The following is a 14,977-nucleotide window of genomic DNA, read 5'->3' on the forward strand; positions in this document are numbered from 1 at the left end:
CGATGGTACTGCAGGGGGGACCCTGTGGGAGAGTAGGACGCCGCCGAACAATCATTGTGGGAGAGCCCCGCACCGTATGGTGCGGGGCTTTTCTGCGTTCCGGGCCCGTTCGCGTCTTCCACGCGCTGGTTCTTCTGCGCCGGCTCGAAGAACTCATCTGTCGAGACGTTGGAAACGAGTCCCACCAGCACTACGACCATCGGGTCGAGAACCGCCAGGCAGATGAGTATTGGGTCATCCACCCCGTTGTGTGAAGCGGCATTTCGTGCCCTCTTCCACACTCCCATACGGTCGCATTCATGGACTGGAACTTTCCGACGGCCGAAGAACTCGCGGCTGCCTTGCGTGCCGGTGAAGTGACCTCGGCGGAACTGACCGACGAGGCGATTGCCCGTATTGAACGGGACGACGATGCGATCAACGCGATCTGTGTGCCGGACTTCGACCGTGCACGGGCCGCCGCGCGCGATGCCGACCAGGCGCGTGCCCGCGGTGAGGACCGGCCGCTGCTGGGCATTCCGGTGACGGTCAAGGAGTCGTACGACATTGCGGGGCTGCCCACGACCTGGGGTATGCCGCCGCACCGGGACTACATGCCGGCCGAGGACGCGGTGCAGGTGTCGCGGCTCAAGGCCGCGGGTGCGGTGGTGCTCGGGAAAACCAATGTGCCCTTGGGGCTGCAAGATATACAGAGCTTCAACGAGATCTACGGCACCACCAACAACCCGTGGGACCACCGCCGTACGTCGGGCGGATCCTCCGGCGGCTCGGCGGCGGCGCTGGCGTCCGGATTCGGCGCGCTGTCCATCGGCTCCGACCTCGCCGGTTCGTTGCGCACCCCCGCGCATTTCTGCGGCATTTACGCGCACAAGCCGACACTCGGGCTGGCGGCGAGCCGCGGCATGGTTCCGCCGCCCGGGCCGGCCCTGCCGGTCGAGCAGGACCTCGCCGTAGTCGGCCCGATGGCGCGGACCGCTCGCGACCTCACGCTCCTGCTTGACGTCATGGCCGGACCGGACCCGCTGACGCTCGGTGCGGCGTACCACCTGACGCTGCCGCCCGCGCGGCACGAGCGGCTCCGCGACTTCCGGGTCCTGGTCCTCGACGAGCATCCGTTCATTCCGACCGGGTCCGCCGTGCGGGCGGGCGTGGGCCGGGTGGCCGACGCGCTTGTCGATGGCGGTGCTCGCGTCGAGCGGGAGAGTCCGCTGCTGCCCGACCTGGCCGAAGCCGCGATGCTCTACAGGCAGTTGCTGTTCTCGGGCTCCGTCGCACGTTTTCCCGTCGAAGCATACGAGCAGCTGCGGACCCATGCCGCCCAACTGAGCGCCGACGACCAGAGTCTCGATGCGGCAATGCTGCGCGGCATGGTGTTCAGCCATCGCGACTGGCTTGAGGCGAACAGCCGTCGCGAGCTCCACCGCCACGGCTGGCGGCAGCTCTTCGCCGAGTTCGACGCGGTGGTGTGTCCCATCACGCCCACTCCCGCGTTCCCGCACGACCACAACCCCGATCCGAGGGAACGCCGGATCGACATCGACGGCGTCGACTATCCGTACTTCGACCAGCTCGTTTGGGCCGGTCTGGCCACCATGCCCGGTCTACCCGCCACCGCTGTACCAGCGGGCCGGTCGCCCGAGGGTCTGCCGGTGGGAGTGCAGCTCATCGGTCCGATGTTCGAGGACCGCACCCCGCTGCGGCTGGCCGAATTGCTTGAGCAGAAGATCGGCGGCTTCCAGGCACCGAAGTAGGGCGTACTACCGGCGTCGGACGGTTCGGATTATGGGCGCCGGTCGGCTAAAGACGCCGCCTAGGACCGCATCTCGGGGAGGCTCTCGGTGACGGCTTGCGCGTAGTCGGCGAGGAGGTGCGTCAAACGGTCGTGCTGAGAGGAGAGTTGGTCGTACTCGTCGACCTCCGCCGGCGTCCAGGGCGCCTCGGTGTCTTCCAACTCCGACAGACGCAGTCTGGCCATGGCTGCACTGACGACTGCCCGGGACGCCTTCAGCAGGCGGTCCGCGGTTTCGCTCGGGGCGTGGACGAGGAGGGCGTCGAGTTCGCCGCCGGGGCCTGGAAGTGCCGGAATGCCGAGTTCAAGCCAGCAGTCTCCCCAGAGACGACGGCGTCGCGCCTCCGGGAAGCCGTCGTCCACCACCTCGGCGGCGCCCGTTCCGTTCTGCCGAATGGACAGGCCGGAGCGGGCTGCCAGGTCGGTGGTCATGGCGGCGAGGTCGTCGTCGTGGCCGGGGCCCGTGCCCGGCTGGGGTGCGCCCAGGAAGGAGCCCAGTTCCAGTAGCTTTCGCGTCTGCTCGTCCACGCCAGGCAGGACCGCCAGGTCGTCATCGAGCATCAGCGTGTCAGGTGCGGCCGCGCCCAGGCGTGCGTAGGGCAGTGGTGTCCCGTGGACGGCGGATTTCCACGCCGTCACGGCTGCGTCCACCCACCAGCAGACGAATTCGTGCGCGGCGTCGCGGTGCGCCTTCGCGCATCGGATGGCCAGCCTCAGACGGACGGAGAGGAGCGCGCACTCCGCGTCGTACGGCGACCCCCGGCCTTCGGCGCGCTGCTGGATGCTGGTTTCGCTGAGCTCGTTCAACTCCTCCATGCGTTGCTGCTCAGCTTCCGACTCCTTGAGGAGGACGGCCGAGCAGCGTGCCAGGGCGGACAAGGCTTCGTCGATCTCGGGCGCAGTCATGGCCTTTGCCGGGGCGGACCTGGGGGTGGGGAACGAGGGGTGGCCACTCACGTCGGACTCCTGGAGGGTGAGGCGATAAAGGGCGAGGGGCTTGTGGAAGCCCTCAGTTACGGATCGAACTCAGCTCGACCGCCGTCATCGCGGGGTCTTCCGATGCCAGGAGGGCGACCAGCCTGCGGGCCCTCTGGAGGGTGGACGTGTTCACGTGGATCGAACCCCTTCGGTCATGTCTGACGAAGCGCACCCCGATCCTGCCGGACGTCGTCGGGGCGCGTCCTGGAAATGACCTGGCTGAGCATGGTTCGTGGCCTTCTCGCCGGTCGTGGGGCGAGCCAGTCGTTCCGTAGTCCTCACGCACCGGAGAGCAGCGCCGCGCTCACTGCCGTGACTGCCGGCAGCAGCATGAGAACGGCGCCGTGCACGCTGTTGCTGCCCGGAGACGTGTTCGGCGGGGTGTCCGGGAGCCAGATGTCCCGGGTTTTCGTTCGAGGGACCGGGGCACACGCCTTGTAGTCCCCGGCTGGAACCCCCGTCCAGTCGGGGACTCGTGGGTTCGGGCCCAGGTTGACGAAGTCGGCTGCCGGGGCTGGCCGCGGTATTCCGGTGGCGAAGCAGCCGGCGTCGTCCGCTTGCGCTTGTCGTTGCGTCAACTTCTACGTTCGGTGGTGTGGCCGGAGAGACCGGCCCGGCGAGGAAAGGCACGGCCATGGGCTGGTCCATTGCGGAGGTGGCGCGGATGTCCGGGGTGACGTCCCGGACGCTGCGGCATTACGACGAGATCGGTCTGCTGGTCCCCGCCTATATCGGCAGTAGCGGTCACCGTCACTACGGGGAGGCCGAGCTGCTGCGGTTGCAGCAGGTTCTGCTGATGCGGGAGTTGGGGCTGGGACTGCGGGAGATAGCCGCGGTCCTGGCGTCCCAGGTGGACCAGGTGGTGGCGCTGCGGGAACACCGGCGCAGGCTGCTGGCGGAGCGGGACCGGCTCGATGTGCTGGCCCGCACGGTCGGCCGGACCATTGCCGAACTGGAAGAGGACAAGGACACCCGCGACATGGGAAAGATCAGCACGCCGGAGAATCTGTTCGCCGGCTTCGACGCCGCACGCTACGAGGCCGCCGCGAGGGAGCAGTGGCCCGGCCAGGCGGAGGCGTCCGCGCGGTATGCCGCCACGCTCACCGAGGAGGACCAGGAGCGACTGCAGCGTGAGGCCACCGCGGCCATGATCCGCATGGCGGAGCTCATGCGGGCCGGCACCCCGGTGACCGACGCCGCCGTGCAGGCCGAGGTGGACGCCCACTACCGGGGCATCTGCCGGATGTGGACCCCGAGTGCGGGGGCGTTCAAGGCCCTCGGGGCGACGTATGTGGAGGATGCGCAGTGGCTTGGGGCGTATGACCGGATCGCCGAGGGGCTGGCCGTTTACCAGCGCGATGCGATGGCCGTCTACACCGAGGCGCAGCTGAGCTGACGACGGCATCGGCCGGCGCTGAGCCGGCCGATGCCGGCTACGGGGGTGGCCGATACCGGCTGCTGGGGGCTGCAGACCTCGGTGGCCGGGGCCCGTACCTGACTGACTGCCTGCCTGTTTGACGTTTTGGAGTTGGAGTATTCGTTGTGATTCCCCCTCGTTGGGCCGCCCACCATCGCCGGGCAGACCATGAACTCCTCGGCTACCTGCGGCCCGTCGATGCCATCCCGGGGTACTTCATCCCGGTCACCGTCTTCGGCTACCCGCTGGGTGCCCCGGCCGAAGAACACCAAGCCCGTCAGTGCCTGGAGCGCTCGGGGCTGGCCTACCTCGCCCAGGACTGGTTGCTTTCCCTGCCCGACCATCCCCGGCCCGTCGCCGTTCAGATCGTCGAGGCGACCCCGCGACACCTGCGGGTGAAGAACATCGACTACGGATACCCGGACGCGAACATCGGCCATGTCTTCGTCGTCGACGTTCCCACCACCGGACAGCTTCGCCCACGCTGAGTAGGGCACCCGTTCGGGCGGTTTTCCGGTCCGTGGGTCATTGCCGCGGATGGATGGTGGGCATCCCCGTTTCGGGGGCCTGGGTGATCAGTTGCTGACATTCTTGCCTTGCGGATTCTCGGCCTCGGTTCCGGTGGGGGAGCCACCTCGCCACGGAGGGTGGGGAGTTTCTCGTTGAGGAGGGTGGTTGTGGTGTCCGACCCCGAGGGCCAGCAGGCGTTTGATGCCGTTCGTGCGGTGGTGGCCTGGTACGCCGACCGGATCGCAGCTGAAGGTCGGGCACCGGTGCCTGACGAGGCGCGGGTGAGGGAGCTGAAGGTCGCCCGGCGGGCCGCCCTCGACGACCAGGCGCAGCTGGCGACCGCCGACCCGGAGGAGGCGGCCGGGGTCGCGGCCTTCTACGCGGCCCGGCTGAGGGAGTTGGCGGAGTCGTAGCTCGGCGGGGGAGCGGGTCAGGGGAGACCGGCTCGTTGCGGGGCGCTCAGGCGACCGGTTGCGGTGGCGGTCAACCGGCCATGGCGAAGGCGCCGATGAAGAAGGCTACGTAGAGCAGCAGGGAAACACCCACCACTGCCGCCACGATGAGGACGCCCTTGATCACCTTCTCCGCGGCCCGATGGTCGTGGGCCGGTCGGGCGAGGCGTTGGGGGGCGGGTTCGTGTTCAGTCATGGGAGTCATGCTGCTGATCGCGATGTGGGGCGGCTATCCGTAGAAGTACTCATGGAGCCTGGTGGGGCCGGCGGGGAGGGCGCTTCTCGGTCGGGCTCCCCCCCGCCGGCCGTGGCGTCAGGGGGTCGGGGGTGTGGTGCGGGCCGCGAGTTGCGTGCGGAGGGTGCGGGCGGCGTGGACCAGGTTCTCCAGGGCGGCGCGGGTCTCGGGCCAGGCGCGGGTCTTCAGGCCGCAGTCGGGGTTGACCCACAGGCGGTCGGCGGGGAGAGCCTCAAGTCCCTTACGCAGGAGGGCCATTGCTTCTTCGTGGCTCGGTACGCGTGGGGAGTGGATGTCGTAGACGCCGGGGCCGGCCTCGCGCGGGTAGCCGTGTGCGGCCAGTTCGCGGGCGACCTGCATGTGCGAGCGGGCCGCCTCCAGGCTGATGACATCGGCGTCGAGGTCGTCGATGGCCCGGACGATGTCGCCGAATTCGGCGTAGCACATGTGGGTGTGGATCTGGGTGCGGTTCCGTACGCCGCCGGTGGTGAGGCGGAATGCCTCGGTGGCCCAGGCCAGGTAGGCGGGGTGGTCGGCGGTGCGCAGCGGGAGGGTTTCGCGCAGCGCGGGCTCGTCGACCTGGATGACTGACGTGCCGGCGGCCTCCAGGTCGTCGACCTCGTCGCGCAGGGCCAGGGCGACCTGGCGCGCGGTGTCGGCCGGCGGCTGGTCGTCGCGGACGAAGGACCAGGCGAGCATGGTGACGGGACCGGTGAGCATGCCCTTGACCGGGCGTGCGGTGAGGGACTGGGCGTATGTCGTCCAGCGCACGGTCATCGGTCCGGGGCGGGAGATGTCACCGGCCAGCACGGGCGGGCGGACGTAGCGGGTGCCGTAGGACTGGACCCAGCCGTGCTGGGTGGCGAGGTAGCCGGTGAGCTGCTCGGCGAAGTACTGCACCATGTCGTTGCGTTCGGCCTCGCCGTGCACCAGGACGTCGAGGCCGGTCTTCTCCTGGAAGGAGATCACTTCCTGGATCTCGGCCTTGACGCGGTCCTCGTAGCCGGCGGTGTCGGTCCGTCCGGTCCGCAGGTCGGCCCGCGCGGTGCGCAGTGCGGTGGTCTGCGGGAAGGAGCCGATGGTGGTGGTCGGCAGCAGCGGCAGGCCGAGATGGGCGCGCTGGGCGGCGGCCCGCTCGGAGTACGGCCGGGAGCGGCGGGTGTCGGCGTCCGTGACGGCCGCGGCGCGGGCCCGTACGGCGGGGTCGCGGGTGAGTGCCGAGCCGGCGCGGGAGGCCAGGTCGGCCCGGTTGGCGGCGAGTTCCGCGGAGAGGGCGCCGGTGCCGTGGGTGAGGCCCTTGGCGAGCGTGACGACCTCGGCGGTCTTCTGGCGGGCGAAGGCCAGCCAGCGCAGGACCTGCGGGTCGATGTCGCGCTCCGCGCCGGTGTCGAGCGGGACGTGGAGGAGGGAGCAGGAGGCGGCCACGTCCACCCGGTCGGCCAGCCCGAGCAGGGTGCCGAGCGTGGCCAGGGACTTCGCCAGGTCGTTGACCCAGACGTTGCGTCCGTTGACGACCCCGGCGACCAGGCGCTTCCCGGGCAGTCCGCCCGCCGCGGCGAGCGCGTCGAGGTTGGCGGTGGCCGCCCCCGTGAAGTCCAGCGCGAGCCCCTCGACAGGGGCCTTGGCCAGCAGGGGGAGGGCGTCGCCGAGGCGGTCGAAGTAGGAGGCGATCAGCAGCGCGGGCCGGTCCGCGAGGGTGCCGAGGTGGCGGTAGGCGCGTTCGGTGGCGGCGAGTTCGGCGGGCGTGCGGTCCTGGACGAGGGCCGGCTCGTCGAGCTGCACCCACGGCGCGCCCGCCGCCCGCAGATCGGCGAGGACCTCGGCGTACACGGGCAGCAGCCGGTCGAGCAGCGTCAGCGGGTCGAAGTCCGCGGCCACGCCGGGGGCGGGCTTGGCGAGCAGGAGGTAGGTGACGGGGCCGACGAGGACCGGCCGGGGCGTCAGACCGAGGGCCAGGGCCTCCCGCAGCTCCGCCACCTGCTTGCCCGGGTCGGCGGTGAACCGGGTGTCCGGGCCCAACTCCGGTACGAGGTAGTGGTAGTTGGTGTCGAACCACTTGGTCATTTCCAGCGGGGCCACGTCCTGGGTGCCGCGCGCCATGGCGAAGTAGCCGTCCAGGGCGTCGGCCGCGACGGCAGCGCGGTGGCGCTCGGGGATCGCGCCGACCATGACGGTGGTGTCCAGCACGTGGTCGTAGTACGAGAAGTCGCCGACGGGCACCTCGTGCAGGCCGGCCCCGGCCAGCTCGCGCCAGTTCGCCCGGCGCAGGCCGGCCGCGGTGGCCCGGAGGGCGTCGGCGGTGATCCGGCCCTTCCAGTAGCCCTCGACGGCCCTCTTGAGTTCCCTGTTCTGTCCCTGGCGGGGGTAGCCGTACACGGTGGCCCGTGCCGCCGCGGAGGCGGGCTTCGTCGTCACGGAAATCTCCTTCGCGAGATGTCTCCCTGAGATCCCGGCGACGGGACGCGAGCGCGAAGGGGGGACGGAGCGGGCCCGCGCGTCGCAGCGCGGCCTTCCGCCCGGTGTGTACTCCTCCGGACGTGGTCCGGAGGCGCTCCCAACCCGCCCACGAGGTCACCGGGATTGCCGCGCACGAGCGGTCGCGCGCGGGCAGCGGGCAGGTCTTCGGACTCGCGGACACGTCCTCCGGGGAGGACACCTACTGGCCGTCGCTTCCCAGGCCCGGCCGGGCCCAGTGCGTATGACGGCGGTCGTTCCCGCTCACCGCTGCGGGGCAGTCCCGGATTCCCACCGGGTTCCCTCTTACGACGCCTCCCGCCTGGCGGGCGGGGCGAACCAGCTGCACCGGTCAGCCTAGGGGTCCGCCCGGCGGAGCGGGCCGGCGCGGGCACACTTCGGGCCGTGAGGTGGGACACGGTCCGGCCGGGCGCGGGCCCGTGGCGGGGCGTGGAGTTGACCCGGGATCACACCGCGGGCAGTTCTCCGGGCTCCGGGCCGCGGAGGTGAGGGACATGTCCGCGTAGCGGTCGCCCGCCACCCGGCCGGCGATCGGCTCCAGGAGCGTCAGTTCGAGCCTCGCGCAGCTCGGCACCGGTGACCTCGCTCAGCCCGAGGTGCTTGACCTTGCCTTCCCGTACCAGTCCGGCCATGGCGCCGACGGACTCGGCCAGCGGGACGGCGGGGTCGCGGCGGTGCATGTAGGAGAGGTCGTTCCGGGATCGGCGTGCGAGGGGAGGGGCACGCCCTAGGCTGCACCCGTCACCGGCCGCACACCCCCAGGAGCGCGCAACATGTCCGACCCTGTACGCAAGCCCCCGTTTCCCGATGCGTTCGAGGCGGACGCGGCGCCCGCGCCGCACGCCCTGCTCGGGCCGTTGACCGGCTTCCTGGGTACCTGGGTCGGGCGGGGCCGCGGCGGATACCCGACGCTCGCCGAGGAGTTCTCGTACGCGCAGGAGGTCACCTTCCGGCACGACGGGCGGCCCTTTCTGTACTACGAGGCGCGCGCCTGGCTGCTCGACGCGGACGGCGCGCCCCTGCGGCCGTCGGCCAGGGAGAGCGGCTGGTGGCGGCTTCAGCCCGAGGGGCGGGTGGAGGCATTGATCACCCAGCCCACCGGCATCGCGGAGATCCTGGTCGGCCGCGCGGCCGACAGCGCGGTCGATCTCACCACCCATCAGGTGGCGTTGGCGCCGACCGCCAAGGAGGTCAGTGCCACCCGCCGCCGCTACACCCTGACCGGCGAGGGCACGCTCACCTACGTCCACGACCTCGCGGCGGTCGGCCGGCCGCTGCAGCACCACCTGTCGGCGCAGCTTCGACGGGAGGGCGGCAGCCGGGCCGCGGGGACGCACATCGGCCCGGACCCGGGTTCCGCTGCCTGAGGCAGGGGAGACGCGGGGCCGGGCCGAAGCGGGGGACCAGGCGCGATCAGACCGCCGGTGCCGGGTACGTCGGGTACTCGACGCCGGAGACGTGCTGGACGACGCGGATGACCTGGCAGGAGTAGCCGAACTCGTTGTCGTACCAGAGGTAGAGGATCGCGTTGTCGCCGTCGACCTTGGTGGCGCCGGCGTCCACGATGGAGGCGTGGCGCGAGCCGACAAAGTCCATGGAGACGGCGTCGGGGGCGGTGGTGAAGTCGATCTGGCGCTTGAGCGGCGAGTTCAGCGAGATGTCGCGGAGGTGGTCGAGGACTTCCTCGCGGGTGGTCTCGCGGCCGAGGCGCAGGCTGAGGATCGCGATCGAGACGTCCGGCACGGGCACGCGGATCGAGCTGCCGGTGATCGGCGCCTTGAGGTCGGGCAGCGCCTTGGCGACGGCCGAGGCGGCACCGGTCTCGGTGATGACCATGTTGAGCGGCGCGGAGCGGCCGCGGCGGTCGGCCTTGTGGTAGTTGTCCAGCAGGTTCTGGTCGTTGGTGAACGAGTGGACGGTCTCCACGTGGCCGCGCAGCACACCGTACTCGTCGTCCATCGCCTTCAGCGGCGGGACGATCGCGTTGGTGGTGCAGGACGCGCAGGACAGGATCTGCTCGTCCGGCTTGATGGTGTCGTGGTTGACGCCGTGCACGATGTTCGGGACGTCGCCCTTGCCCGGAGCGGTCAGGACGACCTTCTCGATGCCGGGACGGAGGTGCTTCGACAGCCCCTCGCGGTCGCGCCACTTGCCGGTGTTGTCGATCAGGATGGCGTCGTTGATGCCGTACGCCGTGTAGTCGACCTCGGACGGGTCGTTGGCGTAGATCACCTTGATCTCGTTGCCGTTGGCGACGATCGTGCTGTTCGCCTCGTCGACCGTGATCGTGCCGTTGAACTGGCCGTGGATGGAGTCGCGGCGCAGCAGCGAGGCACGCTTCACGAGGTCCTGGTCCCCACCGCCGCGGACGACGATGGCGCGCAGCCGCAGTCCGTTGCCGGAGCCGGCCTTCTCGATGAGCAGGCGGGCGACGAGGCGGCCGATGCGGCCGAAGCCGTAGAGGACGACGTCACGCGCCTGACGGCGCTCGATCTTGTTCTCACCCGTGGCGCCGGAGACGGCCTCGGCGGTGAACTCCTCGACCGAGAGACCCCGGTCGTCGGCCCGGTGCGCCTCGGCGAGCAGGCCGATGTCGATCTGCGACGGGCCGAGGTCGAGCGCGGCCAGCGCCTGCAGGAACGGCATGGTCTCGGTGACCGACAGTTCCTCGCCGGCGATCTGGCGGGCGAACCGGTGGGTCTTGAGGATGCTCACCACCGACTTGTTCACCAAGGAGCGGCTGTGGAGCAGGACGGTGACGTCCCGCTCCCTGTGCATCTTCCCGATGATCGGGATCATCGACTCCGCGATCTCCTCGCGGTTCTTCCAGTTGGTGAACGAGTCGTCTTTGACAGTCACAGGTTTATCTTTCGAGCTAGGCGGCGCTCATATGCTAACCCGCCCCCGTTTTGATCGTTCAAACGGTGTCGGTTGAGGGGGTCCGGCAGGCTCCCGTGCGGGATGTAGGGCTTTGCAGTGGCGGGATTTGCCCGCATTTGGGCCGAAAGTGCGTACGAATGAGGGGCGCCGGCGGTCGTAAGATCACGGGGGCGCTCCGGCCCGGAGGACGCTGCGCCGGGGGTACGACGCGGGAGCCCCGACCGGTTTCATTCCTCCGACGGACAGGTCCATGAAACGAATACCCTGGGCGCGCGCCGCCGCCCTCGGCGCATGCGCCTCGATCGTGCTCGCCGTTCCGGCTCTCGCCGCTCGCGACGGGGAGCCGGCCGGCTCCCCGGACCCGCTCGCCGGCCCCTCGGCCGGCCCGGTGGATCCCTCCAAGGGCGTGACCCGGGAAGAGATCAGCAAGGCCGAGGAGACGGAGCGCTACTGGACTCCCGAGCGCATCCGCAGTGCCGTCCCGCTGGACGTGGTGCAGGAGGCGAAGGGCCAGGGCGCCCCGCAGCGGTCCGGTGTCACCGGCCGCAGGTCGGCGGCGGTGCCGAGCCACCCGGCCGACTCGGGCGTCGCCACGGTCGGGGTGTTCCTGATCCGCAGCGACGACGGGTCCCCGACGCCGAACCAGTTCTGCAGTGCCAGTGCGGTGACCTCGCCGACCAAGAGCCTGATCCTCACCGCGGCGCACTGCCTGAAGGGCGACAAGCCTTACCGCAACGTCGCGTTCGTGCCCGGCTACCGCACCGGGGCCTCGCAGGACGGGCAGGCGGGGGAGACGCCGTACGGGATCTTCCCGCTCCAGGCGGGGAAGGTCTGGATCGACGGGCGGTACCTCGGCTCGTCCCCCAGTGACGACGTGGACTTCGCGTTCCTGCGGGTCGGCCCGAACTCCCAGGGACAGCTGCTGGAGGACGCCGTCGGGCGGGGCAACAGCCTGACGTCCGTGCCGGCCGCGAAGCTGGCGCGCCGTGAGGTGACGCTGACCGGTTACCCCGGCGGGCAGAAGACCGCGGTGCAGTGCAGGAACGACACCGTCGCCTTCCAGAACCGGTTCATGGAGATCACCTGCGCCGGCTTCCGGTCGGGCGTCAGCGGAGGCCCGTTCCTGGAGAACTTCGACGGCAGCCGCGGGGACCTCGTCGGCGCCATCGGCGGCTACCGGACCGGCGGGACGCGCGACGACGTCTCCTACTCCTCGCAGTTCGACGGCGATGTCCGGCGGCTCTACGACCAGGCGGTCGGCGACGCGCCGCCGGACACCGTCAGCCCGCTCGGTGACGCCTCCACCTGGCTGCACGCCACGGGCGTGACCGCCGGCCGGTTCCACACCGCCTCGGTGCGGAACAACACCGGTGACCTGATCGTGCGCTGGTCCGACGGCGAGGTCTCGCTCTTCCCCGGCAACGGCGCGTACGGCTTCCGCAAGGACGTGCAGCTGATCAAGAAGAACGAGGCGTGGAAGCAGGCGAAGGCGGTCACCGCCGGCGACTTCACCGGCAACGGCAGCGACGACCTCCTCGTGCGGTGGGCCAACGGCAAGCTGAGTCTCTTCAAGGACGTCAACGAGACCAACAAGCTCGGCAGCGAGGTGCAGCTCAAGGGGCCCAACGGCACCTGGACGCACGCCTACGGCCTCGCCGCCGGGCGGTTCGGCGGCGGCAACACGCGGCGCGACGACCTCGTGGTGCGGTGGTCCGACGGCGAGATGACCCTGTACACCAACGTGGACGGCAAGGGCCTGCACGCCGAGAGGCAGCTCGCCAAGAAGAACACCACCTGGCCGCACGCCGGTGATCTCGCCGCCGGGGACTTCGGGACCGCGGCCGGCGACCAGGACCTGTTCGTACGGTGGTCGGACGGGGAGGTCACGGTGTACGAGAACGTCGCCGCCAAGGGCCTCAAGGCCGAGCACGAGCTCCGGCCCGCCAAGTCGGCCTGGCGCAACGGCGGCCTGGTCGCCGTCGGCGCGTTCGGCGGCGGCACCCGCCAGGACGACGTGGTCGTCCGCTGGCCCGCCGGCAAGGTCGCCATGAACGGGGACACCACGATGACGTCGCCGGGGCCTGAGCGCGTGCTGGTGCTGCCGCAGATCAGCTGACCGACGCGGCCCGCGGTGCCCTCCCCTTCCGGTCACGGAAGCGGAGGGCACCGTGCTGTGCCGGCGTGGCGCCGGCCGTCAGTACGAGGTGAGCCGGGCGGACACGCACGGGTCCTCGTTGCGGTAGCCGAGGCGGCTGTAGAGCCGTTCGGCCGGGGCGTTGTCGGCGAGCTGCCACAGGGTGCAGAAGCCGTGGCGGTGTACCGCCCGGCGGGTCAGCCAGGAGGTGAGGGCCGCGCCGAGGCCCTGGCCGCGCTGACGGGCGTCGGTGGCGACGGACGCCATCAGGGGGGCACCGCTGTCGCGCAGGCTGCTCAGGGCACCGCAGGCCACCAGCTCCCCGTCCGCGCCGCGGATCGCCGCCCACAGGCTCACGTCGGCGGAACCGGGGCCGGTCGAATGGGCCGGGCTGTGCCGGTTGAGGAAGGCGAGCAGCTCGTCGTGGTGCTCGTCGCCGAGGATCACCACGCGGTGTTCCGCCGGGTGGACGTCGGGCTCCTCCATGGTCCAGCGGAAGATCCACTCGACCGGGCCGGTCACCGTCAGATGGCGGCCGACCAGTGCGTCGGTGCCGCGGGGGCCGGTGAACTCCCGTACCCGGTCGGGAAATCCCTGGGCGGCGCGCAGGATCAGCCCGGCCGCCGCGACGGGTTCGCCGACGCTCCATACGTGCCCACGGGAGTCGTCGAGCCACGCCGCCGCGCCGTTGCCGGACCAACTGATCCGGCCGGCCGGGCGGGGTCGTGCGGCGCCGAAACGCAGCAGGGCGGCACCGGTCCGGCGCTCCAGGCCCTGGCTGAACAGATCTGCGGTCCGGGGGACAAGAGTCGTTGCCTGCATCGCTCTCTGGGGAAGACGGAAGAGGGGTGTACAGAGCCGACGGCGACCGGTCCGGACACGGCCGGGCCGGCGTCGTCGATGTGGGGGGAGGGGGTCCGGCGGCAGCGCACCTCAGGCGGTGGGCCGACCGGACTGTCCACTCTGGCACACCGCCCCGGGCCCGGTGCAAATCCTCCCGCCGTCAGCGGTCCGGGGCCGCGACCACCACCTCAGCGGGGCGCAGCAGCTGTCCGCCCACCCGGTAGCCCTGGCGCAGCACCGCCGAGCACGTGGGGCAGGTGACGCGGTCGGTGTGGGTGCAGGTGACGGCCTCATGGAGGGTGGGGTCGAAGGGGGCGCCGGGGGCGGCGACGCTCTGCAGGCCCAGGGACGCCAGCTCCGTCTCCAGGGCCCCGGCCACCCGCGCGAAGCCGTCCGTCACCTCGCCCTGCGCCGTCGCCTCGGCGAGGGCGTCGAGGACCGGCAGGAGCCGGGCCAGGACGTTGGACACGGCGATCTCGGCGACGGCCTGCCGGTCGCGGCGCACGCGCTTGCGGTAGTTGTCGTACTCGGCCTTGAGGCGCTGGAGGTCGGCGGTGCGCTCGCGCAGTTCGGCGCGGAGCGCGGCGTCCGTGGCGTCGCCGGGGGCGGGGGAGGACCCGGGGGGCGCGGTGCCGCGGTCGGCGGGGGAGGTGCCGCGGCCGCCCACGGAGTGGTCGTGGCCGACCAGGGCGAGCGGCGGACGCGGCACGCCGTGGACGTGGGGCGGGCGGTTCATCGCGTGCCTCCCTCCCGTTTGTCGTCGTCGACGATCTCGGCGTCGACGACGTCATCGGCGGAGTCGGACCGGGCCTGCTCGCCGCCCTCGGCCCCTTCGGCGCCGCCCGCGGCGGACTGGGTGGCCTGGGTGTCGGCGTACATGGCCTGGCCGAGTTTCTGGGACACGGTCGCGAGCTTCTCGGTGGCGGTGCGCAGCTCGGCGGTGTGGTCGCCGTCGCCGGAAGCGGTCTTGAGCTTCTCCTTGAGCTCGGTGACGGCTTCCTCGACCTCGGTCTTGACCTCGCCGGGGACCTTTTCCTCGTTGTCCTTGAGGAACTTCTCGGTCTGGTAGACCAGCTGTTCGGCCTGGTTGCGGGTCTCGGCGGCCTCGCGGCGGCGGCGGTCCTCGTCCGCGTACTCCTCCGCGTCGCGGACCATCCGGTCGATGTCGTCCTTCGGCAGCGAGGAGCCGCCGGTGACGGTCATCTTCTGCTCCTTGCCCGTGCCCAGGTCCTTCGCGGTCACGTGCATGATGCCGTTGGCGTCG

14 protein-coding genes, 1 pseudogene and 1 riboswitch are annotated in these 14,977 nt (G+C 71.0%); of the genes and pseudogenes, 6 read left to right on the plus strand and 9 right to left on the minus strand.

All coding sequences use genetic code 11. The features are described from left to right. Positions 1-242: hypothetical protein (locus OO62_RS40310; protein WP_211267962.1), on the minus strand; the 242-nt coding region annotated here is incomplete at its 3' end. Positions 243-299: 57 nt separating this feature from the next. Between OO62_RS40310 and OO62_RS35590 the strand changes: the two genes are divergently transcribed. Further along, a complete protein-coding gene (locus tag OO62_RS35590) occupies positions 300-1,751 on the plus strand; it encodes an amidase (protein WP_033271871.1) in 1,452 nt (483 codons plus the stop codon). A 59-nt stretch (positions 1,752-1,810) separates the two neighbouring features. On the opposite strand, the gene OO62_RS35595 is transcribed toward OO62_RS35590, so the two are convergent. Beyond that, the gene (locus OO62_RS35595; RefSeq protein WP_129322878.1) at positions 1,811-2,695 is read right to left on the minus strand and encodes a hypothetical protein; all 885 of its coding nucleotides are present in this window, start codon (positions 2,693-2,695) and stop codon (positions 1,811-1,813) included. 706 nt (positions 2,696-3,401) lie between these two features. Here OO62_RS35595 and OO62_RS35600 point away from each other — a divergent pair. The 3 genes from OO62_RS35600 to OO62_RS35615 all read left to right on the plus strand — a co-directional run bounded on the left by OO62_RS35600 (position 3,402) and on the right by OO62_RS35615 (position 5,107). Further along, positions 3,402-4,163: a MerR family transcriptional regulator gene (locus tag OO62_RS35600; protein WP_033271873.1), complete on the plus strand. Its 762-nt coding sequence runs from the start codon at positions 3,402-3,404 to the stop codon at positions 4,161-4,163. Positions 4,164-4,309: 146 nt separating this feature from the next. Continuing rightward, positions 4,310-4,672, plus strand: a complete 363-nt coding sequence (locus OO62_RS35605; RefSeq protein ID WP_033271874.1) for a hypothetical protein — start codon at positions 4,310-4,312, stop codon at positions 4,670-4,672. A 192-nt stretch (positions 4,673-4,864) separates the two neighbouring features. Then, positions 4,865-5,107, plus strand: a complete 243-nt coding sequence (locus tag OO62_RS35615) for a hypothetical protein (protein WP_228332553.1) — start codon at positions 4,865-4,867, stop codon at positions 5,105-5,107. A 70-nt stretch (positions 5,108-5,177) separates the two neighbouring features. Here OO62_RS35615 and OO62_RS39815 read toward each other — a convergent pair whose 3' ends face one another. From OO62_RS39815 to OO62_RS38700, 3 genes and pseudogenes are all read right to left on the minus strand, one after another. Next, on the minus strand, positions 5,178-5,342 hold the full coding sequence (locus OO62_RS39815) for a hypothetical protein (RefSeq protein ID WP_157850192.1): 165 nt from the start codon (positions 5,340-5,342) through the stop codon (positions 5,178-5,180). A gap of 117 nt (positions 5,343-5,459) precedes the next feature. Further along, positions 5,460-7,796: a 5-methyltetrahydropteroyltriglutamate--homocysteine S-methyltransferase gene (gene metE, locus OO62_RS35620; RefSeq protein WP_033271877.1), complete on the minus strand. Its 2,337-nt coding sequence runs from the start codon at positions 7,794-7,796 to the stop codon at positions 5,460-5,462. A gap of 193 nt (positions 7,797-7,989) precedes the next feature. Then, positions 7,990-8,181, minus strand: a riboswitch (cobalamin riboswitch). Between the two features lie 214 nt (positions 8,182-8,395). Further along, positions 8,396-8,548: pseudogene (locus OO62_RS38700) on the minus strand (aldo/keto reductase); the annotation flags it as partial. Positions 8,549-8,629: 81 nt separating this feature from the next. Between OO62_RS38700 and OO62_RS35625 the strand changes: the two are divergent. Further along, the gene (locus tag OO62_RS35625) at positions 8,630-9,223 is read left to right on the plus strand and encodes a heme-binding beta-barrel domain-containing protein (RefSeq protein ID WP_051733889.1); all 594 of its coding nucleotides are present in this window, start codon (positions 8,630-8,632) and stop codon (positions 9,221-9,223) included. Positions 9,224-9,269: 46 nt separating this feature from the next. Here the strand turns inward: OO62_RS35625 and OO62_RS35630 are convergent, their stop codons facing one another. After that, positions 9,270-10,715 carry a glyceraldehyde-3-phosphate dehydrogenase gene (locus OO62_RS35630; protein ID WP_033271878.1) on the minus strand — a complete coding sequence of 482 codons (1,446 nt, stop codon included), beginning with the start codon at positions 10,713-10,715 and terminating at the stop codon, positions 9,270-9,272. 271 nt (positions 10,716-10,986) lie between these two features. Between OO62_RS35630 and OO62_RS35635 the strand changes: the two genes are divergently transcribed. Then, positions 10,987-12,852, plus strand: a complete 1,866-nt coding sequence (locus tag OO62_RS35635) for a trypsin-like serine peptidase (protein WP_051733890.1) — start codon at positions 10,987-10,989, stop codon at positions 12,850-12,852. Between the two features lie 78 nt (positions 12,853-12,930). Here the strand turns inward: OO62_RS35635 and OO62_RS35640 are convergent, their stop codons facing one another. The 3 genes from OO62_RS35640 to OO62_RS35650 form a co-directional block, all read right to left on the minus strand. Next, a complete protein-coding gene (locus tag OO62_RS35640) occupies positions 12,931-13,692 on the minus strand; it encodes a GNAT family N-acetyltransferase (protein ID WP_033271879.1) in 762 nt (253 codons plus the stop codon). 181 nt (positions 13,693-13,873) lie between these two features. Continuing rightward, entirely contained in the window at positions 13,874-14,449 is a 576-nt protein-coding gene (gene grpE / locus OO62_RS35645; protein WP_033271880.1) for a nucleotide exchange factor GrpE, read from the minus strand. Then, the coding region (locus OO62_RS35650) for an Hsp70 family protein (protein WP_033271881.1) at positions 14,446-14,977 on the minus strand (532 nt) is incomplete at its 5' end. The genes OO62_RS35650 and grpE, both read right to left, overlap by 4 nt.

The organism is Streptomyces lydicus (assembly GCF_000717345.1).
In the GTDB taxonomy this organism is placed as follows: domain Bacteria; phylum Actinomycetota; class Actinomycetes; order Streptomycetales; family Streptomycetaceae; genus Streptomyces; species Streptomyces lydicus.

Bases quoted from the DNA above. Each gene is read 5' to 3' on its own strand.
- OO62_RS35590 (WP_033271871.1), top strand. From the start codon at position 300: ATGGACTGGAACTTTCCGACGGCCGAAGAACTCGCGGCTGCCTTGCGT.
- OO62_RS35595 (WP_129322878.1), bottom strand. From the start codon at position 2,695: ATGACTGCGCCCGAGATCGACGAAGCCTTGTCCGCCCTGGCACGCTGC.
- OO62_RS35600 (WP_033271873.1), top strand. From the start codon at position 3,402: ATGGGCTGGTCCATTGCGGAGGTGGCGCGGATGTCCGGGGTGACGTCC.
- OO62_RS39815 (WP_157850192.1), bottom strand. From the start codon at position 5,342: ATGACTGAACACGAACCCGCCCCCCAACGCCTCGCCCGACCGGCCCAC.
- OO62_RS35625 (WP_051733889.1), top strand. From the start codon at position 8,630: ATGTCCGACCCTGTACGCAAGCCCCCGTTTCCCGATGCGTTCGAGGCG.
- OO62_RS35635 (WP_051733890.1), top strand. From the start codon at position 10,987: ATGAAACGAATACCCTGGGCGCGCGCCGCCGCCCTCGGCGCATGCGCC.
- OO62_RS35640 (WP_033271879.1), bottom strand. From the start codon at position 13,692: ATGCAGGCAACGACTCTTGTCCCCCGGACCGCAGATCTGTTCAGCCAG.
- grpE (WP_033271880.1), bottom strand. From the start codon at position 14,449: ATGAACCGCCCGCCCCACGTCCACGGCGTGCCGCGTCCGCCGCTCGCC.